23 protein-coding genes are annotated in these 22899 nt (G+C 69.2%); 15 read left to right on the top strand and 8 right to left on the bottom strand.

Translation table 11 applies throughout. The features are described from left to right. Window positions 1-31: 31 nt before the first annotated feature. Window positions 32-454: a methylmalonyl-CoA epimerase gene (mce, locus tag AW272_RS32475; protein WP_066373322.1), complete on the bottom strand. Its 423-nt coding sequence runs from the start codon at window positions 452-454 to the stop codon at window positions 32-34. An 82-nt stretch (window positions 455-536) separates the two neighbouring features. Here mce and AW272_RS32480 point away from each other — a divergent pair, with 82 nt between their 5' ends. The 3 genes from AW272_RS32480 to AW272_RS32490 all read left to right on the top strand — a co-directional run bounded on the left by AW272_RS32480 (window position 537) and on the right by AW272_RS32490 (window position 3588). Further along, window positions 537-1706 carry an acetyl-CoA C-acetyltransferase gene (locus tag AW272_RS32480; RefSeq protein ID WP_066373323.1) on the top strand — a complete coding sequence of 390 codons (1170 nt, stop codon included), beginning with the start codon at window positions 537-539 and terminating at the stop codon, window positions 1704-1706. Next, window positions 1703-2629, top strand: coding sequence for a methylmalonyl Co-A mutase-associated GTPase MeaB (meaB, locus tag AW272_RS32485; RefSeq protein ID WP_066373325.1), 927 nt, complete (start codon window positions 1703-1705; stop codon window positions 2627-2629). Before AW272_RS32480 ends, meaB begins: the two co-directional genes overlap by 4 nt. Window positions 2630-2694: 65 nt before the next feature. After that, window positions 2695-3588, top strand: a complete 894-nt coding sequence (locus AW272_RS32490) for a sulfotransferase family protein (RefSeq protein ID WP_066373326.1) — start codon at window positions 2695-2697, stop codon at window positions 3586-3588. A gap of 3 nt (window positions 3589-3591) precedes the next feature. Here AW272_RS32490 and AW272_RS32495 read toward each other — a convergent pair whose 3' ends face one another. Together AW272_RS32495 and AW272_RS32500 are read right to left on the bottom strand one after the other, a co-directional pair. Beyond that, complete coding sequence (locus AW272_RS32495) at window positions 3592-4275, bottom strand: DUF4230 domain-containing protein (RefSeq protein WP_066373328.1); 684 nt, start codon at window positions 4273-4275, stop codon at window positions 3592-3594. Window positions 4276-4306: 31 nt separating this feature from the next. Then, window positions 4307-5584 (bottom strand): hypothetical protein, encoded by a 1278-nt coding sequence (locus AW272_RS32500; protein ID WP_157518951.1) that lies wholly within the window; start codon window positions 5582-5584, stop codon window positions 4307-4309. Between the two features lie 135 nt (window positions 5585-5719). Between AW272_RS32500 and AW272_RS32505 the strand changes: the two genes are divergently transcribed. Then, entirely contained in the window at window positions 5720-6256 is a 537-nt protein-coding gene (locus AW272_RS32505; protein WP_066373332.1) for a MarR family transcriptional regulator, read from the top strand. 32 nt (window positions 6257-6288) lie between these two features. On the opposite strand, the gene AW272_RS32510 is transcribed toward AW272_RS32505, so the two are convergent. Further along, window positions 6289-8028 carry a S8 family serine peptidase gene (locus AW272_RS32510; RefSeq protein WP_066373333.1) on the bottom strand — a complete coding sequence of 580 codons (1740 nt, stop codon included), beginning with the start codon at window positions 8026-8028 and terminating at the stop codon, window positions 6289-6291. A gap of 204 nt (window positions 8029-8232) precedes the next feature. Between AW272_RS32510 and icmA the strand changes: the two genes are divergently transcribed. The 3 genes from icmA (at window position 8233) to AW272_RS32525 (ending at window position 12528) form a co-directional block, all read left to right on the top strand. Then, the gene (gene icmA / locus AW272_RS32515) at window positions 8233-9912 is read left to right on the top strand and encodes a coenzyme B12-dependent isobutyryl-CoA mutase large subunit (protein WP_245657843.1); all 1680 of its coding nucleotides are present in this window, start codon (window positions 8233-8235) and stop codon (window positions 9910-9912) included. A 190-nt stretch (window positions 9913-10102) separates the two neighbouring features. After that, window positions 10103-11041 carry a tetratricopeptide repeat protein gene (locus AW272_RS32520; RefSeq protein WP_066373336.1) on the top strand — a complete coding sequence of 313 codons (939 nt, stop codon included), beginning with the start codon at window positions 10103-10105 and terminating at the stop codon, window positions 11039-11041. 77 nt (window positions 11042-11118) lie between these two features. Beyond that, window positions 11119-12528 carry an NAD-dependent malic enzyme gene (locus AW272_RS32525; protein ID WP_066373338.1) on the top strand — a complete coding sequence of 470 codons (1410 nt, stop codon included), beginning with the start codon at window positions 11119-11121 and terminating at the stop codon, window positions 12526-12528. Window positions 12529-12692: 164 nt separating this feature from the next. On the opposite strand, the gene AW272_RS44575 is transcribed toward AW272_RS32525, so the two are convergent. Next, a complete protein-coding gene (locus AW272_RS44575) occupies window positions 12693-13718 on the bottom strand; it encodes a hypothetical protein (RefSeq protein WP_066373340.1) in 1026 nt (341 codons plus the stop codon). Window positions 13719-13840: 122 nt separating this feature from the next. On the opposite strand from AW272_RS44575, the gene AW272_RS32535 reads away from it, so the two are divergent. Beyond that, entirely contained in the window at window positions 13841-14419 is a 579-nt protein-coding gene (locus AW272_RS32535; RefSeq protein WP_066373342.1) for a YqgE/AlgH family protein, read from the top strand. Window positions 14420-14449: 30 nt separating this feature from the next. On the opposite strand, the gene AW272_RS32540 is transcribed toward AW272_RS32535, so the two are convergent. Beyond that, window positions 14450-15385 carry an SDR family oxidoreductase gene (locus tag AW272_RS32540; RefSeq protein WP_066373344.1) on the bottom strand — a complete coding sequence of 312 codons (936 nt, stop codon included), beginning with the start codon at window positions 15383-15385 and terminating at the stop codon, window positions 14450-14452. Between the two features lie 115 nt (window positions 15386-15500). Here AW272_RS32540 and AW272_RS32545 point away from each other — a divergent pair, with 115 nt between their 5' ends. Beyond that, window positions 15501-16055 (top strand): TetR/AcrR family transcriptional regulator, encoded by a 555-nt coding sequence (locus tag AW272_RS32545; RefSeq protein ID WP_066373345.1) that lies wholly within the window; start codon window positions 15501-15503, stop codon window positions 16053-16055. A gap of 3 nt (window positions 16056-16058) precedes the next feature. Here AW272_RS32545 and AW272_RS32550 read toward each other — a convergent pair whose 3' ends face one another. Then, window positions 16059-16664, bottom strand: a complete 606-nt coding sequence (locus AW272_RS32550; protein WP_066373348.1) for a TetR/AcrR family transcriptional regulator — start codon at window positions 16662-16664, stop codon at window positions 16059-16061. Between the two features lie 134 nt (window positions 16665-16798). Here AW272_RS32550 and AW272_RS32555 point away from each other — a divergent pair, with 134 nt between their 5' ends. Further along, window positions 16799-18364 carry a DHA2 family efflux MFS transporter permease subunit gene (locus tag AW272_RS32555; protein WP_066373350.1) on the top strand — a complete coding sequence of 522 codons (1566 nt, stop codon included), beginning with the start codon at window positions 16799-16801 and terminating at the stop codon, window positions 18362-18364. A 67-nt stretch (window positions 18365-18431) separates the two neighbouring features. Next, the gene (locus tag AW272_RS32560) at window positions 18432-18695 is read left to right on the top strand and encodes a DUF3039 domain-containing protein (RefSeq protein WP_066373351.1); all 264 of its coding nucleotides are present in this window, start codon (window positions 18432-18434) and stop codon (window positions 18693-18695) included. A gap of 123 nt (window positions 18696-18818) precedes the next feature. Here AW272_RS32560 and AW272_RS45370 read toward each other — a convergent pair whose 3' ends face one another. After that, on the bottom strand, window positions 18819-18986 hold the full coding sequence (locus AW272_RS45370) for a hypothetical protein (RefSeq protein WP_245657844.1): 168 nt from the start codon (window positions 18984-18986) through the stop codon (window positions 18819-18821). Here AW272_RS45370 and AW272_RS32565 point away from each other — a divergent pair. The 4 genes from AW272_RS32565 to AW272_RS32580 all read left to right on the top strand — a co-directional run bounded on the left by AW272_RS32565 (window position 18963) and on the right by AW272_RS32580 (window position 22873). Further along, window positions 18963-19799: a zinc metalloprotease gene (locus AW272_RS32565; protein ID WP_066373352.1), complete on the top strand. Its 837-nt coding sequence runs from the start codon at window positions 18963-18965 to the stop codon at window positions 19797-19799. The genes AW272_RS45370 and AW272_RS32565 overlap by 24 nt on opposite strands. A gap of 198 nt (window positions 19800-19997) precedes the next feature. After that, window positions 19998-20669, top strand: a complete 672-nt coding sequence (locus tag AW272_RS32570) for a hypothetical protein (RefSeq protein WP_066373354.1) — start codon at window positions 19998-20000, stop codon at window positions 20667-20669. 129 nt (window positions 20670-20798) lie between these two features. Continuing rightward, on the top strand, window positions 20799-22550 hold the full coding sequence (locus AW272_RS32575) for a DEAD/DEAH box helicase (RefSeq protein ID WP_083958951.1): 1752 nt from the start codon (window positions 20799-20801) through the stop codon (window positions 22548-22550). After that, window positions 22547-22873, top strand: coding sequence for a hypothetical protein (locus tag AW272_RS32580; protein WP_066373356.1), 327 nt, complete (start codon window positions 22547-22549; stop codon window positions 22871-22873). The genes AW272_RS32575 and AW272_RS32580 overlap by 4 nt, the downstream gene beginning before the upstream one ends. The last annotated feature ends 26 nt before the right edge of the window (window positions 22874-22899 follow it).

Here is a 22899-nt window from a genome sequence, read left to right on the forward strand (position 1 = left end):
CTTGTTACGTATGAACCTTTCTTACGTTCCATTACGCCCTCGGAGCCTCGACCAGCTCTGTCAGCACTCCTCCCACATCCTTCGGGTGGAGAAACGCGATTGAGGCACCCATAGAGCCGTGACGTGGGCGTTCATCAATCAGTCTGACGCCTTTTGTGGCGATTTCCGCCATAGCCTTGCTGACGTCTTCCACTCCGTAACCGATGTGGTGTACGCCCTCACCTCGTTTGGCCAGGAACTTGCCGACGGCGCTCTCCGGGCTGAGGGGTTCCAGCAGCTGCACATAGCTCGTTCCACCCTCGCCGTCGGCGACGTGCAGCATGGCCTCGCGGACCCCCTGCGCCTCGTTGACCTCGCGGCTCACCACGATGAGGCCGAAGGTCGACTCGTAGAACCCGATCTTCTCTTCCAGGTTGTGGCATGCGATGCCCACGTGGTCGATCCGTAGAAACATGCGAGGACCCTCCTTGACCAAGCGCCAAATACTGCTGGGTATGGTGACATCGTCGCCCCCATATCGCGTAGGAGGCCCTCCAATGTCTGGTTCCGTCATCGTCGCCGGAGCTCGCACGCCCATCGGTCGTCTGCTCGGCGCACTCTCCGGTCTTACCGCCGTCGAACTCGGTGGCGTCGCCATCAAGGCCGCACTTCAGCGGGCCGGCGTCGCACCTTCAGACGTACAGTACGTGATCATGGGGCAGGTCCTCCAGGCCGGCACGGGTCAGTTGCCCTCACGTCAGGCGGCGGTTAGGGGTGGCATCCCCATGTCGGTGCCGTCCCTGACGATCAACAAGGTGTGCCTGTCGGGTCTCGACGCCATCGCGCTGGCCGACCAGCTCATCAGGGCCGGAGAGTTTGACATCGTCGTCGCCGGCGGCATGGAATCGATGTCCAACGCGCCGCACCTTCTTCCCGGGTTGCGCAAGGGCGTCAAATACGGTTCGGCCGAGATCCTCGACTCGATGGCGTTCGACGGTCTCACCGACGCCTACGACCAGATCGCGATGGGCGAGTCGACCGAGCGCCACAACGCCCGCCTCAAGATCTCGCGCGAGGAGCAGGACGCCTTCGCCGCCCGCTCCCACCAGCTCGCCGCGGCCGCCATCAAGAACGGCGTCTTCGACGACGAGATCGTCGCCGTCCCCCTCAAGCACGACGAGTTCACCACCGACGAGGGCGTCCGCCCCGACACCACGGCCGAGAAACTGGCGAAGCTGCGTCCCGCCTTCACCGCGGACGGCACCATCACCGCCGGTTCGGCGTCGCAGATCTCCGACGGCGCCTGCGCGGTCGTCGTGATGTCCAAGGCCAAGGCCGAGGAGCTGGGCCTGACCTGGCTGGCCGAGATCGGCGCCCACGGCAACGTCGCCGGCCCCGACAACTCGCTGCAGTCGCAGCCCGCCAACGCCATCGCCCAGGCCCTGGCCAAGCAGGGCCTCACGACCGGCGACCTCGACCTGGTCGAGATCAACGAGGCGTTCGCCCAGGTCGTCATCCAGTCGGCGAAGGACCTGGACATCTCCCTCGACAAGGTGAATGTCAACGGCGGCGGCATCGCGCTCGGCCACCCGATCGGTGCGTCGGGCGCCCGGATCGTGCTGGCCCTGGCCCACGAGCTGCGCCGCCGGGGCGGCGGCCGGGGCGCGGCGGGCCTGTGCGGCGGCGGCGGCCAGGGCGACGCCCTGATCATCGACGTCCCCGCGTGAGAGAGCTCGTCGACAAGGCGCGCGCCGGCAACACCCGCGCGGTCGCGCGCCTCATCTCCCTGGTCGAGAGCGGCTCGGACGCCGACCTGCGCGAGGCCGCGAAAGCGCTGAAGGCGCCCGGTCACGCCCGCGTCATCGGCCTGACCGGCTCACCCGGCGTCGGCAAGTCGACCTCCACGGCGGCGCTGGTCAAGGCGCTGCGGGCCAGAGGCGACAAGGTGGGTGTGCTGGCCGTCGACCCCTCGTCGCCGTTCACCGGCGGCGCGCTGCTCGGCGACCGGGTGCGCATGCAGGACCACGCGCTCGACGACGGCGTCTACATCCGTTCGATGGCGACGCGCGGCCATCTGGGCGGCCTGTCGTGGGCGGTTCCCCAGGCCCTGCGCGTCTTGGACGCGGCCGGGTTCGACGTCGTGCTGATCGAGACCGTCGGGGTCGGGCAGGCGGAGGTGGACGTCCGCGCGCTCGCCGACACCACCGTCGTGCTGCTGGCCCCAGGGATGGGCGACGGGGTGCAGGCCGCCAAGGCGGGCATCCTGGAGATCGCCGACGTGTTCGTCGTCAACAAGGCCGACCGTGACGGCGCCCAGTCGACCGTGCGCGACCTGCGCAACATGATCGCCCTCGGGCACGCGCCGTGGCGGCCTCCGGTGGTGCCGACGGTGGCCGTCCGCGACGAGGGGATCGGCGACCTGCTGAAAGCCCTCGACGACCACGCCCGTCATCTCCATGTAACAGGTGAGGGAAGGGCCAGACGCCTGGCGCGGGCCCGCGACGAGATCCAGGCCGTGGCGCTGCGCGCACTCCAGGCGAGATTCGGTCATCCGGCCCGTGACCTGCGGCTAGACCGTCTGGCACAACACGTGTTGGACGGCGTTTCCGACCCTTATACTGCCGCTGACGATTTGATCGCCGACCTTTGACCGACTTCGGCGTTTCCCAGTCGAAGTTCACCCCCGATTAACTTGGTGTGCCTACGTTGCCAGCCATGAAGTGGAAGCAAGTGGTCAATTCGACCCTTGAGGGCGTAACCGGGTACTCGATCCAGCGCCAGAAGTTGCCCGCACGGCCGGCTCCGCCGCCGAAGCCGATGGCCCCCGCGATGCCGAAGCGGCTCGACGGTGACGTGGCCCGTCCGCCGGCCGATCTGGAGTCAGACCGGTTGTTGCGCGCACCGGTGTTCATCCTCTCCCCGCCCCGTTCAGGGTCGACTCTGCTGCGGGCGATGATGAACAGCCATTCCTATTTGCACTCGCCTATTGAGACCCACTTCCGCCGGATATCGACCAACCTGACGACCGAGCCGGCCCGGCAGGCGGTCGAGGCGCTCGGTCACAACCAGAGCGATGTCGAGCACCTGCTGTGGGACCGGTTGCTGCATCGGGAGCTGGTCCGCTCGGGCAAGCCGATCCTGGTGGAGAAGACCCCGAGCAACGTGTTCGCCTGGAAGCGCCTGTCGATCTGCTGGCCCGACGCCCGGTTCGTCTTTTTGCTGCGTCATCCGCTGTCGATCGCGCGTTCGTGGCACGAGGCCGACCCGGAGAGGCGGCCGATGCACGAGGCGGTGCGCCACACCTACCAGTACATGAAGTATCTGGAGGAGGCCCGCCACCGCCTGCCCGGTCACGAGATCAGCTACGAGAAGCTGACCACCGACCCCGAGGGTGAGCTCCGGGCTCTGTGCGCCACGCTGCTGATCCCGTTCGAAGACGCGATGCTCGACTACGGCCGCCACAACAAGCCGACCGACTTCACCAAGGGCATCGGCGACTGGCGCGACAAGATCCAGTCAGGCCGGGTCCAGCCCGGCCGCGCCCTGCCGGCCCCGGAGGAGATCCCCGAGATGCTCCGGGACGTCTCCGAGAAGTGGGGCTACATCTGAGGCTTACGGCTCGGGGCCGTATTTGATGGTGACGTTGGTGAAGCCCAGGGCCTTCATCATGCCCTCGATGGCCGACTTGGTGTTCTGGTCGGCGCGGTTGCGCAGGTCACTGGAGGTCGCGGCCTCGGTGATCTTCTTCTCGGCCAGGACGTAGAGCTCCTGCTGGCTGGGCGGGTTCGACGACAGGAAGTCCTGCGCGCGGTCGATCAGGCCGCGCTCCTGGGCGTAGACGTAGGAGCGGCTGTTGTCGAGGCTGGGCTTCTCCAACTGGGCGTGGGGGAGGGTCACCGTCACCGACTTGCGGTCTTCCGAGACGGTGACGGCCTCGCCGGTGAGGCCGCCGAACTCCACGTAGGCGTCGACGGTGCCGGCGCCGACGAACAGCGTGCGGCTGCCCTTGACGGCGTCGGGCAGGAAGGCCGCGTCCTTCTCCAGGTCGACGATGACCTGGAAGTTCCCGGTCGCGGCCTGGTAGCGGCTCATGTTCTGGATCGACTGGAGCAGCGCGGGCTGGCTGCGGTCGATGGACTCTTCTCCGAAGGGGTCGAGCCAGGTCCAGGCCAGCCGGCCGCCCACCACGAGGAGCAGCGCGGCGAACAACAGCGCGGCGAGCCAGCGCCAGGCGCGGCGTGGGCCGCGTTTGACGGGGGCGGGGTGCGAGAGCGGTGCGCGAGTCTGTCCGGTCACGGTGGGACATCTTCCCGCAAAGACCGCCCTTTCACCTCGCTTGTGGGCCAGACATGACGGTGGGACTCGGAATCGGGTGGGTGTACGCCGCCGCGCCGAAGTGGGCGGCCTGCAACCGGCAGTTGGCGAAGTCGGTGTAGTACATGCGCAGCCACTCGCGGCGCTGCTGTTCGGTGAGCACGGCGAACCAGGCCGAGGCGGTCTGGTGTTCGGGGTATTCGCCCGGCGGGAGGGGTTCGCCGCGCAGCCAGGCCAGCACGATCTCGCGGTATCCGGCGCTGCGCTGCGCGGGGCAGGGACGGGAGAGGCGTTCGACGAACTCGCGGGCGGCGCGGTCGGCGTAGCCGGCGCCGAGGTCGTCGACGTGGATCGGGATCACGCCGCTCTGGAACGTCTCGCCGGCCCTGCGGGAGTGCTGTTCGACGCGGTTGAACGCCGCCGGGGTGCCGCTCAGCCGCGCCGCGATGCCGGTGAAGGTGGTGCCCAGCTCGGGCAGGCCCTCCCGCATGCCCGGGTGGACGCACACCGTGATCGGCCAGTCCTGGCACGAGTAGGCCACCTGGCCCAGGTGCGGACGGTGGTCGGAGACCAGCCGGGCGACGCCGACCCCGGCGGCCAGCACCGACAGCATCGCGGCGGCCAGCGCCAGCGAGTGGCGGGTGACCACGGCCGTCCAGCCCATCAGCAGCGCCAGGCTGAGGCCCAGCAGCCACAGGGTCTGGTCGATGAACGCGGTGGTGCTCAGGCCCTCGAAGAGGTCGTAGGGCTCCCGGGTGCCCGGCGCCAGCCGGTCGGCCCAGGTGGTGCGGGCGGCGATCCACGTGAACGAGGCGTAGACGGTGAGACCGGCGAGGATCGGCGTGATCGAGTAGGGCACCAGCCAGCCGATGAGCCAGCCGAGGACGACGTACAGGACCAGACCCGCGGCGCCCATGGCCAGACCGCTGGGCAGCAGCCGGCCCGCCTGCTCGTCGGTGACCGCCCGCAGCGACAGCACCAGCACGGTCGCGCCGAACGAGCCGACCACGACCGCGAGGATCGCCAGCGGCGCCTTCAGCACCCGCCACCCTTCGGGGCGGTTCTTCGCGCGGCGTTTGCGCACCGCCACCCAGGCCGCGAACGCGCACGCCACCGGGCCGGTCAGCCGGACCGAGCCGATCACCGCGATCACGATGTTGTCCCAGGCCATCACCCCGGGGATGAGCACCGTCCAGGCCGCGACCAGGCCGAGGGCGAGCAGCACGGTGACCGTCACGACCGCGCTCTGCTTCAGCTCGTCGCGTGACACGCCCCTGTGCTCACGCCCCATGTAGGACCCCCCGTCCGAACCCCGATAACCATAACGGAGCGTAATGTTTGGGGGATGCTTCTTGTGGTCAAGGACTGAGTTTGGTCACGGTGCGTGAAGTCCCAAAGCGGACTATCGCCGCGCTACGGTAGGAGCGTGCCCCTCAACCTGCCGTTCGACCCCATCGAGCGCGCCGCCGAGACCTGGCGGGAGCGGTTCGGTCCGTCGTCCGCCATGGCCGCGGTCACCTCGATCATGAGAGCCCACCAGATCCTGATCGCGCAACTGGACGCGCTGCTCAAGCCCTATGACTTGACCTTCGCGCGCTACGAGGCACTCGTGCTGCTGACCTTCAGCCGCACCGGCTCCCTGCCGCTGTCCAAGATCGGCGAACGCCTCATGGTCCACCCGACGAGCGTGACCAACACGGTCGACCGCCTGGAGAAGGCCGGGCTGGTCAAGCGCATGCGCAACCCCAACGACGGGCGCGGCGTCCTCGCCGAGATCACCGACGCCGGGCGCGAGGCGGTCCGGGGGGCCACGGCCGACCTGATGGGGGCCGACTTCGGTCTCGGCATGTACGACGACACGGCCCTCCACGCGATGTTCGACAACCTGAAGACCCTGCGGGTGGCGGCGGGCGACTTCAGCGAGAACTTCAGCGGGAACGGCGAAGGGCCCGCCCCGCGGTAGCGGGACGGGCCCCTCTTTCCAGGCGTGCGGGCTTAGTGGCCCACGGCCTTCAGCGCGTTCACGATTCCGGCTCCGTAGAAACCGTTCCGGAAGGTGTTGCCCTCACACGTGTGCGACGCGGTGATGGTGGCACCGGCCGGCGTGATGCGGGTGTAGTTGTACACGCCGCCGGGCGGGCACGGCGTCTTGACCGCGGTCGCCTTGAGACGGGCTTCCACCTGGTCGGGGTCGAGGCCGAAGCCGCCGCCCCACTGGGCGCGTCCGTACTTGCTGACGATCAGGGCGGCGACGCCGGCCGCGCGCGGCGAGGCCATCGAGGTGCCCTGGAGGTACTGGTAGTAGGCGCAGGTGCGGCCCTTGCAGTCCTTCACCACGTACTCGACCGTCGGGTTGCCGTCGGCGTCGATCTCCTCGTTGGCGCGAGCCAGCGATTCGGGGTACGCCGAGAGGGTCGCCCTGGTGATGTCACGGGTGTTGGTCGGCGTGTCGTAGGTGTCGCCACCGGGGGCGGCGACGTCGATGTAGCCGTTGCCGTAGCTCGAGTAGTACGACTTGCGCTTGCTGATGCCCGTCGAGGAGACCGAGATCACGTGCTCGCCCTCGCCCGGCAGCGACACGCAGCTCGGCGGGATGGTGCGGTCGTAGGCCGCCTCACCCGGGACGCTGGCGAAGTCGGGGCTGGTTGCGTCGGTGTTCGTCTTGGTGTAGTCGATCGCCTCGTTGCCCGCGGCGCCGACCAGGGTGACACCCTTGCGGTGCGCGTAGTTCAGCGCCCGCTGGGTGGCCTTGATGATGGTCGCCTGCTCGGCCTGGTTCTCGGGGGAGTCGGCCGGGTTGTTCGTGCAGTTGAACAGCCACGGGTCGATGTAGTAGCTCATGTTGACGACGTCGACGCCGATGTCACCGGCGTACGTGAGGGCGTCGACCGAGGGCTGCAGGAAGAAGTAGCCCGAGTCCTGGCCGGCCCGGATGTTGACGATCGTCACGTTCGGCGCGACGCCCGCGATGCCCAGCTTGTTGAGCGGCGAGGCGATCGACGAGGCGACGTGCGTGCCGTGGCCGTCTTCGTCGACGTTCGCCGGGTCGCTGCACGACTGGTCGGCCTCGGCCTCACACGGACCGTCGATCTCGTCGCCGTTGGCGTCGACCGGGACGTCGGTGGTGAAGTTGCGGCTCAGCCGGTTGCTGAAGTTCGGGGCGATGTCGGGGTGACTGCCGTCGACGCCGGTGTCGAGGATGCCGACGAGGACCCGCTTGTCGCCGGTCTCGTACTTGTGCGCCTCGTTGGCCTTCATCTGGTCGAGGTCCCACTGGGCCTCGTCGAGCGGCTCGGCGGAGGGCTTCTTGCCCCACTTCTTGCCGAGCGGGCCGTGACCGTTGTCGCGGCCTTCCTTCTCGACGGCGCGGGACTCGACGGCCTTCTTCAGCGCGGCCTTCGCGCGCGCGTTGACCGCGGGGGCATGGCCGATGACCCGGTTGTGGGCGACCCCCTCGATCAGCGGGCTCGCCTTGACGGCGGTCGCGAAAGCGGTGTTGGTGGTGCTGACCGTGGCGAGACCCACGGCGGTGTTGACCTTCACGATGGAGCCGCCGGCCGCCTGGATGGCCTTCTGGGCCTCGGCGGAGTTGGCGCCTTCCTTGTAAAGGACGACGTACTCACTGCTGGTGTCGGCCGCGACGGTGGGCACGTGTGCCTGAGCCGTCGTGGCGGGCGCCGTCAGCGCCGCCGCGGTTAAGACCACGGCGGATGCGATGACGATGCTGCGCTTCACTGCCACCTCCCTGTGGGCAGATCAAACCTTTTCCAACCCGCGCGTGGACAGCGGGTCAAACAGGTTCGTTGGGACGCAGCTCATATTTGGTGATGAACGCCCTGTGTCATAGGTCTGGGGAATTTCGCTACCAATGTGTGACATTGCCGAGTTGATCTCTGCAAGTGTGGCGGTAATTAGTAGGACGTCCTAGTATCTGGAGACATGACCACTGGGGGCTCCATGGACGAGATCAACTCCGGCAGGTCGCGTTGGCAGGCGCGATTCGACGCCGCGCCCAAGCGCGACCGCGAATTCCGCACGTTGTCGGGGATCCCGGTCGAGCCGGTCTACGGGCCGACGGCGCCCGACCCGAGGTTCGATCGCATCGGATGGCCGGGCGAGTTCCCGTACACCAGAGGTCTCCACGCGACCGGCTACCGGGGCCGGCCCTGGACGATCCGTCAGTTCGCCGGCTTCGGCAACGCGACGCAGACCAACGAGCGCTACAAGATGATCCTCGGCGCGGGCGGCGGCGGCCTGTCGGTCGCCTTCGACATGCCGACCCTGATGGGCCGCGACTCCGACGACCCCCGCGCGCTCGGCGAGGTCGGCCACTGCGGCGTCGCGATCGACAGCGCCCTCGACATGGACCTGCTGTTCGACGGCATCCCGCTGGGCGAGGTGAGCACGTCGATGACCATCAGCGGTCCGGCGGTGCCCATCTTCTGCATGTACGTCGTCGCGGCCGAACGCCAGGGCATCCCCGCGCGCGCCCTCAACGGGACGCTGCAGACCGACATCTTCAAGGAGTACATCGCCCAGAAGGAGTGGCTGTTCGCCCCCGAACCCCATCTGCGCCTCATCGGCGACCTGATGGAGTACTGCGCGGCCGAGATCCCCGCCTACAAGCCGCTTTCCGTCTCGGGCTACCACATCCGCGAGGCCGGCTCCACGGCCGCGCAGGAGCTGGCGTTCACCCTCGCCGACGGGTTCGGATACGTGGAACTGGGCCTCTCCCGGGGGCTCGACGTCGACGCGTTCGCGTCCGGCCTGTCGTTCTTCTTCGACGCCCACCTCGACTTCTTCGAGGAGATCGCCAAGTTCCGCGCCGCCCGGCGGATCTGGGCGCGGTGGATGCGCGACGTCTACGGCGCCAAGACGGACAAGGCCCAGTGGCTGCGCTTCCACACCCAGACCGCCGGGGTGTCGCTGACCGCGCAGCAGCCCGACAACAACATCGTCAGGACCGCCATCGAGGCCCTGGCCGCCGTGCTCGGCGGCACGCAGTCGCTGCACACCAACGCCCTCGACGAGGTGCTGGCCCTCCCGTCGGCCAAGGCGGCCGAGATCGCGCTGCGGACCCAGCAAGTGATCATGGAGGAGATCGAGGTCGTCAATGTGGCCGACCCGCTGGGCGGGTCCTGGTACGTCGAGGCGCTGACCGACCGCCTGGAGGAGGAGGCCGAGGCGATCTTCGCGAAGATCCGCGCGATGGGCCCCGACGGCACCATGACCGGCGGGATCCTGCGCGGGATCGAAGACGGCTGGTTCATGTCGGAGATCGCCGAGGCGGCCTTCGACTACCAGCGGAAGCTGGAGAAGGGCGAGAAGAAGATCGTGGGGGTCAACTGCCACACCGCCACCACCGAGGAGCCGCTGGAGATCCTGCGGATCAGCCACGAGGTGGAGAAGGAGCAGAACCGGGTGCTCGGCGCGCGCCGCGCCTCCCGTGACCAGGCCGCGGTGGACGCCTCGCTCCGCGAGCTCGTCCAGGTCGCGCGCGGGTCGGGGAACATGGTGCCGCCCATGATCGAGTGCGCCCGTCGTGAGGCCACGCTCGGGGAGATCTGCGACGTCCTCCGGGATGAGTGGGGGACCTACACCGAACCGCCCCGTTTCTAGCCGTGACGGCGGGCACCTCAGCGGGCGGTGAGCGCCATGGCGCCGGCGCTCGCCGGGGGCTGTGGGAGGGGCCGGGGTAGGCGGAGCCGTAACGGAGCGGAAAAAACACCATGAGCCGGTGTCGCGCGGATTCCCCGGGTTTTGAAGGGCGCGGAGTGGGAGCCCTCGCCGATACGGCAGGATTGGGCTTATGGCAGCGGACTTTTCTCGACCAGGATCGCTCTATGGGGCCATCGATCTCGGCGCCCGTAAGCAGGCCCTCGACGCGCAGGCCCGGCGGGAGACCGCCGCGCAGAACCCGGCCCCTCCGGGTTCGGCGCCGGAGATCATCGAAGCGAACGCCGCGACCTTCACGGCCGAGGTCGTGGAACGCTCAATGGGGGTGCCGATCGTCGTTGAGGCGACGGTGCCGCGCGCCGCGCAGGTACAGGATTTCAGCCGGGCACTGGAGAAGCTCGCCGGTGAGGCCAAGGGCGTCTGGCTGCTGGCCAGGGTCGACGTCGAGGCCAACCCCGATCTGGCCCAGGCGCTGCGGATGCGCGCCATCCCCACCGTCTACCTGGCCTTCCAGGGCCAGCTCATGCCGCTGTTCGAGGGTCCGCTGGCCGAGCCGCAACTGCGTCAGGCCATCGCCCAGGTCTTCGAGCAGCTCGGTGTGGCGCTGCCGCCGCCCGGCGACGACGACGACGCCGAGACCACGCCGCAGGAGCCGGCCGTCGACCCCGACCTGCTCGCCGCCGACATGGCCATCGAAGACGGCGACCTCGACGCCGCCGCCCAGGCCTTCCAGCGGCTGCTGACCCGTCAGCCCGGCAACGAAGACGCCAAGATCGGCCTCGCCGGGGTCGGTCTGCTCAGCCGCACCCTCGAACTCGACCCGTCCGACGTGCTGACCCGCGCCGCCGCCGCGCCGGTCGACGTGCCGCTGCAGCTCCAGGCGGCCGACGTCGAACTGCTCGGCGGTCAGGTCGACGAGGCCTTCGACCGCCTCATCGCGCTGATCCGCAAGACCGCCGGCGACGACCGCGACAAGGCCCGCGTCCACCTGCTGAGCCTGTTCGAGACCCTGCCCTCCGACGACCCTTCGGTGGCCAAAGCGCGGCGCGGGCTGGCTTCGGCGCTGTTCTAAGCGTTGAACCGGGCATTTCACCGTCCGGATGGTGGCACGATTGGTTGCGCACCCAATGCGCAAAGGAGCGGGTTGACGTGGCTACCGTGCCCAGCGTGTCCTATTCGATCACCGTCCGTCTTGAAGTGCCCGCAGGTGGCAAGGCGGTGAGCCAGCTCACTCACGCGGTCGAGAACGCCGGGGGCATCGTCACCGCCCTCGACGTGACCAACGCCGGACACGAGAAGCTGCGCATCGACGTGACCTGCGCCGCGCGTGACACCGACCATGCCCAGGCGATCGTCGACCGCCTGGGCGAAGTCGAGGGCGTGGCGATACACAAGGTCTCCGACCGGACCTTCCTGATGCACCTCGGCGGCAAGATCGAGATGCAGTCGAAGGTGCCGCTGCGCAACCGCGACGACCTCTCGATGGCCTACACCCCCGGCGTGGCCCGGGTCTCGATGGCGATCGCCCGCAACCCCGAAGACGCCCGGCGCCTGACGATCAAGCGGAACTCGGTGGCCGTGGTCACCGACGGCTCCGCCGTCCTCGGGCTCGGCAACATCGGTCCCGCCGCCGCCCTGCCCGTGATGGAGGGCAAGGCCGCCCTGTTCAAGCGGTTCGCCGGCATCGACGCCTGGCCGATCTGCCTCGACACGCAAGACCCCGACCTGATCGTCGAGATCGTCCGGGCCATCTCGCCCGGGTTCGGCGGCATCAACCTCGAAGACATCTCGGCGCCGCGCTGCTTCGAGATCGAGCGCCGCCTGCGGGAACTCGTCGACATCCCGGTCTTCCACGACGACCAGCACGGAACGGCCATCGTCGTCCTGGCCGCGCTGACCAACGCGCTGCGGGTGGTGAAGAAGGAGCTGTCCGACGTCCGCATCACGATGGCCGGGGCCGGCGCCGCTGGCACCGCCGTGCTGCGGCTGCTGCTCGCTGCCGGGGCGAGGAGCGTCATCGTGTGCGACTACAAGGGCGCCGTGCACCTCGGTCGCGACGACCTCGACGAGTCGCTGCGCTGGATCGCCGAGCACACCAACTCCGACGGCTACTGCGAAGACCTCAAGGGCGCCGTCAAGGGCGCCGACGTGTTCATCGGGGTGTCGGCGCCGGGGATCCTCAACGGCGACGACATCGCGACCATGAACTCCGACGCGGTGGTGTTCGCCCTGGCCAACCCCGAGCCCGAGGTGTCGCCCGACGACGCCCGCGAGCACGCGGCGGTGGTGGCGACCGGCCGGTCCGACTACCCGAACCAGATCAACAACGTGCTGGCCTTCCCCGGTGTCTTCCGCGGCCTGCTCGACGCCCAGGCCAACGGGGTGACCCAGGAGATGCTCCTGGCCGCGGCCCGAGCGCTGGCGGCGGTCGTGTCACCGGAGGAGCTCGGCCCGAACTACATCGTGCCCAGCGTCTTCCACCCCGACGTGGCCGGCGCGGTCGCGGCGGCGGTCCGGGAGTCGGCGGGCGGCAAGGCCCGGGGCTTCACCGAGGCATAGTTCCTCTGTACGTGACGCGAGCGGCGCCGTGGCTGGTGGCGTGTGATGCTCTCAGCCTTGGTCACAGCCTGCCGGCCGGTGGTGAACCTCTGGTCCTGGCCTCTGCGGTTCGCATGATTCGGCCCGGTCTGGGTTTTCCAGACCGGGCCGTGTCGTTTTTCGGGCTAGCGCGGGGTGACCGGGAAGGTCCGGCTGGGCCAGACGCGGGCCAGCCACCAGAAGACGCCGCCCATGACGACCAGGCCGCCCGCTGTGGCGACCTTGCCCCACAGGTCGGCGGGTGGGCCGGTGAAGGGGAGCACGTTCTCGTCGTGCGGGCGGTCGCCGTTCCACCAGCCGACGCCCTCGGCCTCGCGCTCGCCGCCCCAGCCGGGGCCGTGGTCGGGGCCGTGGTCGTCCTGGCGGCCCCACCAGTTGCCGTTGTCGTGGTCGTTGCCGCCCCACCAGCCGCCGCCGTGGTCGCCGTGATGGTCGCCGTGTCGGTGGTGGTCGTCACGGTTCCACCAGTTGCCCTCTTCGCGGTCCCACCAGCCGCCGCCGTGGTCGCCATGGTGATCCCCGTGATGGTCGCCGTGATGGTCCCCGGGGTGATCTCCGTGGTGCTCGTGGTGCTCGTGGTGACCCCAGCGGTCGCCGTGCTCCCCGTGTTCGCCGCGTTCTCCTTGGTCGCCCTGGAGGATCTGGCCCCATTTGCTGAAGTCGAAGAGGCCGTGGTGCCCTTCCTTGTCCCCATGGTGATCCTGGCGATCCTGCTGATCCTGGCCCCACCTGCCGAAGTCGAAGAGGCCGTGGTGGACGTCGTCGGGGCCCTGGTTGTCCTCCTTCTGGAGGCTCGCCGTGCGGGTGCTCGCCTTGCAGGCGTCGATCCAGCGTTCGGAGACCTGTTCCTGGCCGCCCAGGACCTTGAGGCGGGCGCTCCGGGTGATCCGGACCGACTCCTGAACGGTCTCGTTCCCCGCGGAGCGGCCCCGGGCGATGACGTCGTCGCCTCGGTAGAGGGTGTATTCGTGGGCGTCCGGGCCCTGATTGTTGATGGTGACCGAAACGTCGCCGGTGGCGCAGTCGATCTTCCCGTAGGTCACCTGGAGCGGGGGCGGGGCGGCGTACGCCTGCGCGGGCAGCAGCAACGCCGCCGCCACCGGTGCGGCGAACAGGGCGAGCGCCCTGCCTGCCGTCGTTCTCTGTCCCACGGGTCCCCCTCCACCAAGATCCTTGCTGTACGGAGAGTTCCCATGTCCATCAATTTCATAACACAGAGTAACCATGTGGGGTGACGTGCGCGAATCGGCCTTCCTGTCGCATCATTGAGGGTATGGCGGAGTCGATCTACGTCGGTGGGCTGCTGGTGGCGACGCCACTGCTCGACGACCCGAACTTCCGGCGTAGCGTCGTCCTCGTCCTCGAGCACGACGAAGACGGCGGAACGCTCGGTGTGGTGATCAACAGACCGAGCGACATCAGCGTGACGTCCGTCCTTCCCACCTGGGATCCCTTGGTGACCGGTCCATCGGTCCTGTTCGAGGGCGGGCCCGTCCAGACCGACAGCGCCCTGGCCCTGGCCGTCGTCATGAGCGGCGCGGAACCCCTCGGCTGGCGCCGGCTCCACACCGGTCCGCGTGGCGTCTCCCGGCTCGGCACGGTCGACCTCGACGCGCCCCCCGAGATCCTGGCCGGGGAGATATCGCAGATGCGGATCTTCGCGGGCTACGCGGGGTGGACGCAGGGGCAGCTGACGGGCGAGATCGCCCAGGGCGCCTGGTACATCGTCGACTCCGAACCGGGGGACACCTTCCACCCGAACCCGGGAGCCCTCTGGCGGACGGTGCTGCGGCGGCAGCCGGGCGAACTCGCCTTCGTGGCCAGCTATCCCGACGACCCGTCCCAGAACTGACCACACCGACCACCTGATCGCGCCGCCTCGTCAGGCGAAGTAGTGGCCCTCTTCCAGGTCGGCGATGAGTCCCGGCCGGGTCGGCTCCCATCCGAGCAGGTCACGGGTGATCTTCGCAGAGGCGGGGCCGTCGATTCCCCAGAAGCCGCCGAGGAAGCCGACGTACTCGCCCGCCTGTTCGGCGGTCACCGAGACGGCGGGGATGCCGAGCCGGGCGGCGATGATCTCGGCGACCTCGCGGATCGGGACGCCCTCGTCGCCGACGGCGTGCAGCACCGACCCGGCCGGGGCCGACTCGAACGCCAGGCGGAACAGGCGCGCCGCGTCGTCGCGGTGGACGGACGGCCAGCGGTTGGCGCCCTCGCCGACGTAGGCCGTGGCGCCCTTCTCGCGGGCGGAGCCGATCGCGGCCACGATGAACCCGTTGTCGCCCCGGCCATGCGTAGCGGGCGGCAGCCGGACGACCGAGGAGCGGATCCCCCGATCGGCGAACGCGAGCGTCAAGTGGGCGTTGCCCAGCCGCCCACCACCGCCGCCGATCGGGACCTGGTCGTCTCCGGCGAGCGTGGCCAGGCCGTCGCGTTCGGTGGCGAGGACGCCGGGCGCGAGCCCGAGAACGCCGAGGATGCCCGACGCGAGCACGAACGGCTTGCCGGTGCCGGCCAGGGCCTCGCCGAAGGTCTCGATGGCGGTGCGGTCGGCGGCGGTGGCGCCTGCGTAGTCGCCGGAGAAGGCGATGTCGTGCTTGAACGCCAGGTGGATGACGCCGTCGGACGCGGCGGCGGCCTCACGCAGGGTGCCGAGGTCGTCGAGCGACCCCGGAAAGGCCTCGGCCCCCTGGTCCTCAAGAGTCTTGATCGCGGCGTCGGAGCGGGCGAGGCCGACGACCTCGTGGCCGGCGGCGATCAGGTCGGGCACCAGGCCGCGGCCGACCCAGCCGGACGCGCCGGTGACGAAAACGCGCATGGAAAACCTCCAGGTCGAGGGCATGGGCCGGGAGGATCCCGGCGATTGCGCCTCGATCCGAATTCGTAGTACGATCGTTCTAGAAAGTCAAGCGGAGATCGACCCGGAGGCGACGATGGCAGGACGACCGGTTGACCACCGGCGTCGGGCGGAACTGCTCGACGCGGCCGTCGACTACGCGGCCGAACACGGTTTCTCCGACCTGTCGTGGCGCCCGATCGCCGCCGCCCTCGGCGTGTCGACCACGACGCTGGTGCATCACTTCGGCACCAAGGAGCAGATGCTCGTCGCCATCCTGGGGCGTCTGCGCGAACGCATCTTCGTGCTCACGAGCGACCGGGCCGCCGGGCAGCCCACCCTGGCGGCGGCGGCGCGCGCGGCGTGGGAGTGGAGCTCCGACCCGCAACGGTGGCCGGAGTTCAAGCTGTTCTTCGCCGTGTACGGAAGCGCTCTCCAGGCCCCGCATCTGTTCGCCGGGTTCCTCGACCGTGTCGTCGCCGACTGGATGAGCCTCCTGCGCGACGCGCAGGGCCCCGACGACGACCCGGCGGCCCCGACCCTGGTGATCGCCACGATCCGCGGGCTACTCCTCGACCTGCTCGCCACCGGCGACCGAGACCGGGTCGGGAACGCCGCCGAGGCCTTCTTCGCCGGCCTCGAACACAAGTAGGGGCTATCGGTCCCAGCCGGGGACCATCATCTCGTCCACCAGGGTGAACGTGTCTTCCAGGCGTTTGGTCATCTCGTCGATGTCGCTGAGCTGCTCGACCGTGCAGTTCTCGAAGCCGACCCTGATCGTGCTCGTGAAGGTCGCCGTCACGAACTGGCTCCTGAGGTCGTCGACGCCGCGTCGGCGGGCGACCTCTTCCAAGATCCGCTGTTCGTTGGCCATCATCAGGCGCATCTGGCCCGCGAAGATCGTCGGGGTCGCCTCGACCACCAGCCGGGCCTTGAGGAAGCGGGCCTTGTCCTCCGGTTCGCCGTCGCGCAGGAGCGCCACCGAACCTCGCATGGCGTGGGCCAGAGCCGTAAATGGGGACTCGGTTTCGGGACGATCGTGGAGCTCCGATAGAAATACGTCCTGGGCGTCGGCCGCGGGTGCCAGCGCCACCTCCTCCTTCGAGCCGAAGTAGCGGAAGAACGTGCGGGGCGACACGTCTACCGCCGCCGCGATCTGGTCGATCGTCGTCGTCTCGTAGCCCTGCTCCAGGAACAGGTCGAGGGCCGCGTCGATGAGCGCGACGCGCGTCTTGGCCTTCTTGCGCTCACGCAGACCCATCCCTGTCACCTCCTCGAAACATTCAGTTCACCGTCTGCCAGTTGTCAGGGTATGTCGGATAAAACACTTTGTCATCTGTCATGAACTGACATAATCTACGTCGCGTTGACTTTCTATCCGGGGGAGAACCCGTTATGTCACAAACCGCTGCCCTGCCGAAGGCGGCGCAAGGGGACGCCGGACCGGCCAGGCCGTGGCTGACCCTGCTGGCCGTCTCGCTCGGCGTGATCATGGTGATGCTCGACGGCACGGTCGTCTCCATCGCCAACCCGGTCATCCAGGCCGAACTCGGTGCCTCGCTCGCCGACATCCAGTGGGTGACCAGCGGATATCTGCTGGCCCTGGCGGTCTTCCTCATCACCGCCGGCAAGCTCGGTGACATCTTCGGGCACAAGCGGGTGTTCCTGATCGGCGTCGTCGGCTTCGCGCTGACCTCGCTGGCGATCGGCCTCACCTCCTCGATCGGGCCCCTGATCGCCTTCCGCGTGCTCCAGGGTCTCTTCGGCGCGCTGCTGCAGCCCGCGGCGCTGGCGCTGCTGCGCATGGCCTTCCCGGGCGACCGGCTGAACATGGCGATGGGTGCCTGGGGTGGCATCATCGGCCTCTCGTCGGCGGCCGGCCCGATCGTGGGCGGTCTACTGGTCGAGCACGTCAGCTGGCAGTCGGTGTTCTTCATCAACGTGCCGGTCGGAGTCGTGGCCCTCGGGGTCGGCTGGTGGGCGCTGCGCGAGAGCAAGGCCACGCTCCTCTCGAAGGTCGACTGGCTGGGTGTCGTATTCCTGTCGATCATGATGTTCTCGCTGGTGTGGGCGATCATCAAGGCCCCCGAGTGGGGTTGGGGCGACACCGGCACGCTGATCTCCCTCGGCGTCTTCGTCGTGTTCCTCGTCGCCTTCCTCTGGTGGCAGACCCGGGTCTCCGAGCCGCTGGTGCCGCTGGGCCTGTTCCGCAACGCGTCGTTCTCCGTCGGCGTGACGCTGATGATCCTCACCGCGTTCTCGATGTTCGGCGCGATGTTCTTCCTGACCTTCTTCTTCCAGGGCGTCCACGGGCTGTCGCCGCTGGAGTCGGGCGTGCGGATGCTGCCGATGAGCGCCGGCATGATCGTCGCCTCGCCGCTGGCCGGGATCCTGATCGGCAAGCTCGGGCCGCGCATCATGATCTCGGGTGGCATGCTGATCACCGCCGTCGCGATGTTCCTGATGTCCCGCCTGTCGGTCGACGCCGCGTTCCTCGACAGCGCCATCCCGTTCGCCCTGCTGGCCTTCGGCCTGTCGCCGGTGTTCGTCGGCGCCACCGAGATCATCGTCGGCAACGCCCCCGAGGAGCTCTCGGGTGTCGCGGGCGGCCTGCAGCAGTCGGCGATGCAGGTCGGCGGCGCGCTGGGCACCGCGATCCTCGGCGCGATCGTCGCGGCGAAGGTCTCTTCCGTGTACGAGACCTACCTGGGCCCCGCCGCCCAGGGATTCCCCCCGGACCAGCTGGAAGGCCTCAAGGAGGCGGCCTCTTACGGCGTCGCCCCCACCGGCCTGCCCGAGCAGATCCAGGGTGCGGTCACCAACGCGACCCACTTCTCGTTCATGGACGGCCTCCACCTCGGCTTCGAGGTGAGCGCCGGCGTGGCGGTCTTCGCGGCGCTCATCGCCCTGCTGGTGCGGGCGGGCCGCAAGATCGAGGGTGAGCCGGTGCACATCGGCTGAAAACGTTGAGCGGCGGCTCCCGTCCCTTGGTGGGGCGGGGGCCGCTGGTGTTTGTAGACTCGCGTGGGTGAGCAGTACGAAAATTCTTCCCGACCAGAAGACCGAGGTCGTCCCGCGCACGTCTCACGGCGGCGACGGCGACCATGAGCGGTTCAGCCACTACGCCGACCGGAACAAGGTCACCGAGAGTTACATCACGGGTGCGCCGGTGCGGGCGATCTGCGGCAAGGTGTGGGTGCCCAGCCGCGATCCGAAGAAGTATCCCGTCTGTCCCGAATGCAAGGAGATCTACTCAGGTCTCCCCAAGGGCGAGTCGGGCGACGACAAGTGACGGGTGTCACTACCTCTTGATCGACTCCGATGCGGCTAGCGTTCGAACTCTGGTCCGGACCGGTCGCATCGGGGGAATCGAATGGCCCGGCGTGTTCTCGCCGTCTCTTTGGCATGCCTGTTTTCACTGGTAGCCGCACCCGCCGAAGCCGCCGATCACGGCCATCACCACGGGGATCACCATGGGCACGATCACGACTGTCCAGCGCCCGAGCGCGCCTCCGGGCGGGCCGAACCACGGCCGCTGAGCGCCACCGAACTGGCCCAGATGAACGCGGCTCTGCGCAACCACCCCGGGCCGATCCCCGCGACGGTGACCGTGCCGCTGTGGATCCACGTGCTCACCGACGGCGTGACCGGCGCGCCCGACGCGGCGGTCCGCGAACAGGTGACCGTGCTCAACCAGGCCTACGCGGGCCGCTACGGCGGCGTGGACACGGGGGTGCGTTTCGAGCTGCGCGGCATCACGCGTACCGACAACAAGGACTGGTTCCGCAACCCGCTCGGCCTCGAAGATCCCATGAAGTCGCGGCTGCGCAAGGGCGGTTCGGAGACCCTGAACCTCTACGTCTCCCAGCTCGGCGAGCTCGTGCTGGGCTACGCGACCTATCCCAACTGGTACACCGGCAACCCCCGCCACGACGGCGTCGTGATCGACTGGCGGACCCTGCCCGGTGGCGCGCTGCGCAACTTCAACTTCGGCTTCACCGGCGTCCACGAGATCGGCCACTGGCTCGGCCTCGTCCACACCTTCGAGAACGGCTGCTCGGAACCGGGCGACTCGGTCGACGACACCCCGTTCCAGGCCACCCCGACCGAGGGCTGCCCCGAGACGCGCAACTCGTGCACGGCGCCCGGAGACGACCCCATCCACAACTTCATGGACTACGCCCACGACCGCTGCATGAACCAGTTCACCGCCGGACAGGGCCTGCGGATGCGCCAGGCGTGGGTGACCTACCGGGGCGGCGTCACAGCGGGCCTGACGCGTTCGAGCGGTATGACCGGCCTGCTGGGCACCCAGTCGGGCCAGGTCCCGATCGCCCCGCCACGCCCGCTCACGGGCCTGGCGGACTCGTTGTTCCTGCCGCGAGGGCGCGGCTAAAAGCTTTTCCTGTACGTCTTCAGCACCGTCGTAGCGGCGCGTGCCGGGCGGGTCCGGTTGGCGTTCGGGTGCGGTGAGGTCCGGAGACGGCGGGCGGTGCCGGGGCAGGCGGAGCCGTAACGGAAGATGAGCCTTTTGGGATACCGAAAAGGTGATCGTTATTGACGGCTCGCCTCCCGGCGTGACTGACTTGGCGGCATGGACGAGCGGAGGGTCTGGCCGCCCACCGATCACGCCGATCCGGGGCAGGACGATCTACCCCCGTCCGCCCGCTGGTACGGCACCCCTGCTGCACCGCCGCCGCGCCGGATCCCGCGCTGGGCGAGCCGTCTTCTCGTCATCGGGTTCGCGGCGCTGGCCGCCGGCGCGGTCGTCGGAGCGGCCCTCTATCTCGTGCTGAACCGCACCGAGACGCCGGCCGAGACGGTCCTGGTCACCGACGAGCTCGCCGCTCTCAGCTACCCCCTTCCGCCGGGCTGGCACGAGGGCGCGCTCGCGCCGGTCACCGGGTTCACCTCGGTCGCGGGCAACGGCGACCGGGCCATCGTGATGGCCAGGCCGGGAGACAAGCTCGACGCCGGCAACGCCCGCCCTGCGCTGCTCAGGCTCGCCGAGACCTACGGCCGACTGCTGCTGCACGGCGACACCGTCGACGTCGTCGAAGACAAGAAGGTCTCGGTCGGCGGGCGCACCGGGCACACCCGCGCGGTGCGGGCCGTCTACCGCGACGTCGTCAACCAGCCGTCGTTCCTGCGGATCACCGTGCTGACCGCGCCGGAGGGCCGCAGCGTCGTGCTGCTGGGCCTCGCGCACCCCGACGACCCCGCCTCGCGGCGCGAGATCGACACGATCATGGCGGGTACGCGATAGCACTTACCAGGCACGATGGCGAGGATCTCGCGGCCTCGGCACGTCTTGTCGGTCGGTCAGACTACTCTGAGGCCACGTGAGGGGAACCGATAGATACGGCAATGTCCAAGTGACCCACGGGAGGCGCGCGTGAGCACGTCGGCCGCGTCCCACCTGTCGCCGTCCTATCCCGACCGCGCGGCGTGGGGCACCGCCCCGAAGCTGCGCGCGTGGCAGCAGGAGGCCTTCGACCTCTACTTCACCCGCGAGCCGCGCGACTTCCTGACGGTCGCGACACCGGGCGCCGGTAAGACCACATATGCGCTGCGCATCGCCAGCGAGCTGCTGAGCCGGGGCGTCATCAAGGCCGTGACGGTCGTCACGCCCACCGAACACCTCAAGCGTCAGTGGGCCGACGCGGCGGGCAAGGTCGGCATCGGCATCGACCCCGATTTCAAGAACAGCCAGGGCGCCACCTCCCGCGACTACACCGGCGTCGCGGTGACCTACGCCCAGGTCGCGATGCACCCCGCGCTGCACCGCGCCCGCACCGAAGGCCGCCGCACCCTCGTCATCTTCGACGAGATCCACCACGCGGGCGACGCCAAGTCGTGGGGCGACGGCGTGCGCGAGGCGTTCGAACCGGCGGCCCGCCGTCTTCAGCTGACCGGAACCCCGTTCCGCTCCGACGACAACCCCATCCCGTTCGTCGGTTATGTCGAAGACGCGGAAGGCGCCCTGCGCAGCGTCTCCGACTACAACTACGGCTACGGCCCGGCGCTCGCCGACGGGGTCGTCCGCCCGGTCATCTTCCTCGCCTACAGCGGCGAGATGAAGTGGCGCACCCGCGCCGGCGACGAGATCACCGCCACCCTCGGCACCCCGCTGACCAAAGACCAGCTCGGCCAGGCCTGGCGGGCCGCCCTCGACCCGAAGGGCGACTGGATCCGCCAGGTCATCGTGGCCGCCGACCGCCGCCTGACCGAGGTCCGGCGCGGCATGCCCGACGCGGGCGGCCTCATCATCGCCACCGACCACGAGTCGGCCCGCGCCTACGCCAAGCACCTGCGCGCGGTCACGGGGGAGGGCGCGACGGTCGTGCTGTCCGACGACCCCGGGGCGTCCTCGAAGATCAAGGAGTTCGGCGCCTCCCAGCAGCGCTGGCTCGTCGCGGTCCGCATGGTGTCCGAGGGCGTCGACATCCCGCGCCTGGCCGTGGGGATCTACGCCACCAGCATCTCGACGCCCTTGTTCTTCGCGCAGGCCATCGGCCGTTTCGTCCGCATGCGCAAGCGCGGCGAGACGGCGTCGGTGTTCGTGCCCTCGGTCCCGCTGCTGCTCACCTTCGCCGCCGAGATGGAGGCCGAGCGCGACCACATCCTGAACCGCAAGCGCGACGAAGACGGCCTCGACGACCTGCTCCTGGAGCAGGCCCAGCGCGAGCAGAAATCCCCCGACGCCCTCGGCGACGAACTCCCCTTTCAGACGCTGGAAGCGTCCGCGACCTTCGACCGGGTGCTCTACGACGGAGGCGAGTTCGGCACGGCCGCCGCCGCCGGTTCGCCCGAAGAAGAAGACTTCCTGGGGCTTCCCGGTCTCCTGGAGCCCGAACAGGTCGCGTCGCTACTCCGCAAACGGCAGGCCGACCAGCAGGCCGCCAAGAGGAAACAGCCCAAGTCCGCCGAGCCGCCCGAGCAAGCCCCCCACGAGCTGATCGCCGAGCTCCGCAAGGAGCTCAACGGCTTGGTCGGCGCGTGGAACCACCGCACCGGGCAGCCTCATGGGGTCATCCACGCGGAACTACGCCGCTCGTGCGGCGGCCCGGCCATCGCCCAGGCGACCGCCGACCAGATTCGCGAGCGCATCGCCATGATCCGGAAGTGGGCGGCCGGCCGTAAATGACGGTCGATGTGACGGCGGCCCGCCCTGACGACGCCGCCGTGTTGGGTGAGATCCATGCCGAGGCGTGGCTCGCCGCCTACCGGCCGTTCTTCGACGCGGAGTTCTTCGAGAAGGCCGTCGCCCGTCGGCGGGGTCAGTGGCACACGATCCTGGCCGAGGGCGCCGACACGGTTCTGATGGCCCGCCTCGACGGTCGGCCGCTGGCTCTCCGGGCGCCTGTAGAAGCCCCAGATCTCGGCCGAACCCCAAGCGGTGCGCCGACGGCCCGAAGCGGCGAGGGGCGTTTCGTCGGCCAGGCCGAATTCCACCGCCCGGCGTCCTGAGGCGAGTGCGAGACGTGGAGGACAGG

Source organism: Herbidospora mongoliensis, from assembly GCF_001570545.1.
GTDB lineage: Bacteria > Actinomycetota > Actinomycetes > Streptosporangiales > Streptosporangiaceae > Herbidospora > Herbidospora mongoliensis.

What these genes read in the sequence shown, in the direction of transcription:
- AW272_RS32520 (WP_066373336.1), top strand. Translation starts at nt 10,103, where the DNA reads ATGGCAGCGGACTTTTCTCGACCAGGATCGCTCTATGGGGCCATCGAT.
- AW272_RS32570 (WP_066373354.1), top strand. Translation starts at nt 19,998, where the DNA reads ATGGACGAGCGGAGGGTCTGGCCGCCCACCGATCACGCCGATCCGGGG.
- AW272_RS32565 (WP_066373352.1), top strand. Translation starts at nt 18,963, where the DNA reads ATGAACGCGGCTCTGCGCAACCACCCCGGGCCGATCCCCGCGACGGTG.
- AW272_RS32550 (WP_066373348.1), bottom strand. Translation starts at nt 16,664, where the DNA reads ATGGGTCTGCGTGAGCGCAAGAAGGCCAAGACGCGCGTCGCGCTCATC.
- AW272_RS32555 (WP_066373350.1), top strand. Translation starts at nt 16,799, where the DNA reads ATGTCACAAACCGCTGCCCTGCCGAAGGCGGCGCAAGGGGACGCCGGA.
- AW272_RS32480 (WP_066373323.1), top strand. Translation starts at nt 537, where the DNA reads ATGTCTGGTTCCGTCATCGTCGCCGGAGCTCGCACGCCCATCGGTCGT.
- mce (WP_066373322.1), bottom strand. Translation starts at nt 454, where the DNA reads ATGTTTCTACGGATCGACCACGTGGGCATCGCATGCCACAACCTGGAA.
- AW272_RS32540 (WP_066373344.1), bottom strand. Translation starts at nt 15,385, where the DNA reads ATGCGCGTTTTCGTCACCGGCGCGTCCGGCTGGGTCGGCCGCGGCCTG.
- AW272_RS32580 (WP_066373356.1), top strand. Translation starts at nt 22,547, where the DNA reads ATGACGGTCGATGTGACGGCGGCCCGCCCTGACGACGCCGCCGTGTTG.
- icmA (WP_245657843.1), top strand. Translation starts at nt 8,233, where the DNA reads ATGACCACTGGGGGCTCCATGGACGAGATCAACTCCGGCAGGTCGCGT.
- AW272_RS32535 (WP_066373342.1), top strand. Translation starts at nt 13,841, where the DNA reads ATGGCGGAGTCGATCTACGTCGGTGGGCTGCTGGTGGCGACGCCACTG.
- AW272_RS32545 (WP_066373345.1), top strand. Translation starts at nt 15,501, where the DNA reads ATGGCAGGACGACCGGTTGACCACCGGCGTCGGGCGGAACTGCTCGAC.
- AW272_RS32500 (WP_157518951.1), bottom strand. Translation starts at nt 5,584, where the DNA reads ATGGGGCGTGAGCACAGGGGCGTGTCACGCGACGAGCTGAAGCAGAGC.
- AW272_RS32490 (WP_066373326.1), top strand. Translation starts at nt 2,695, where the DNA reads ATGAAGTGGAAGCAAGTGGTCAATTCGACCCTTGAGGGCGTAACCGGG.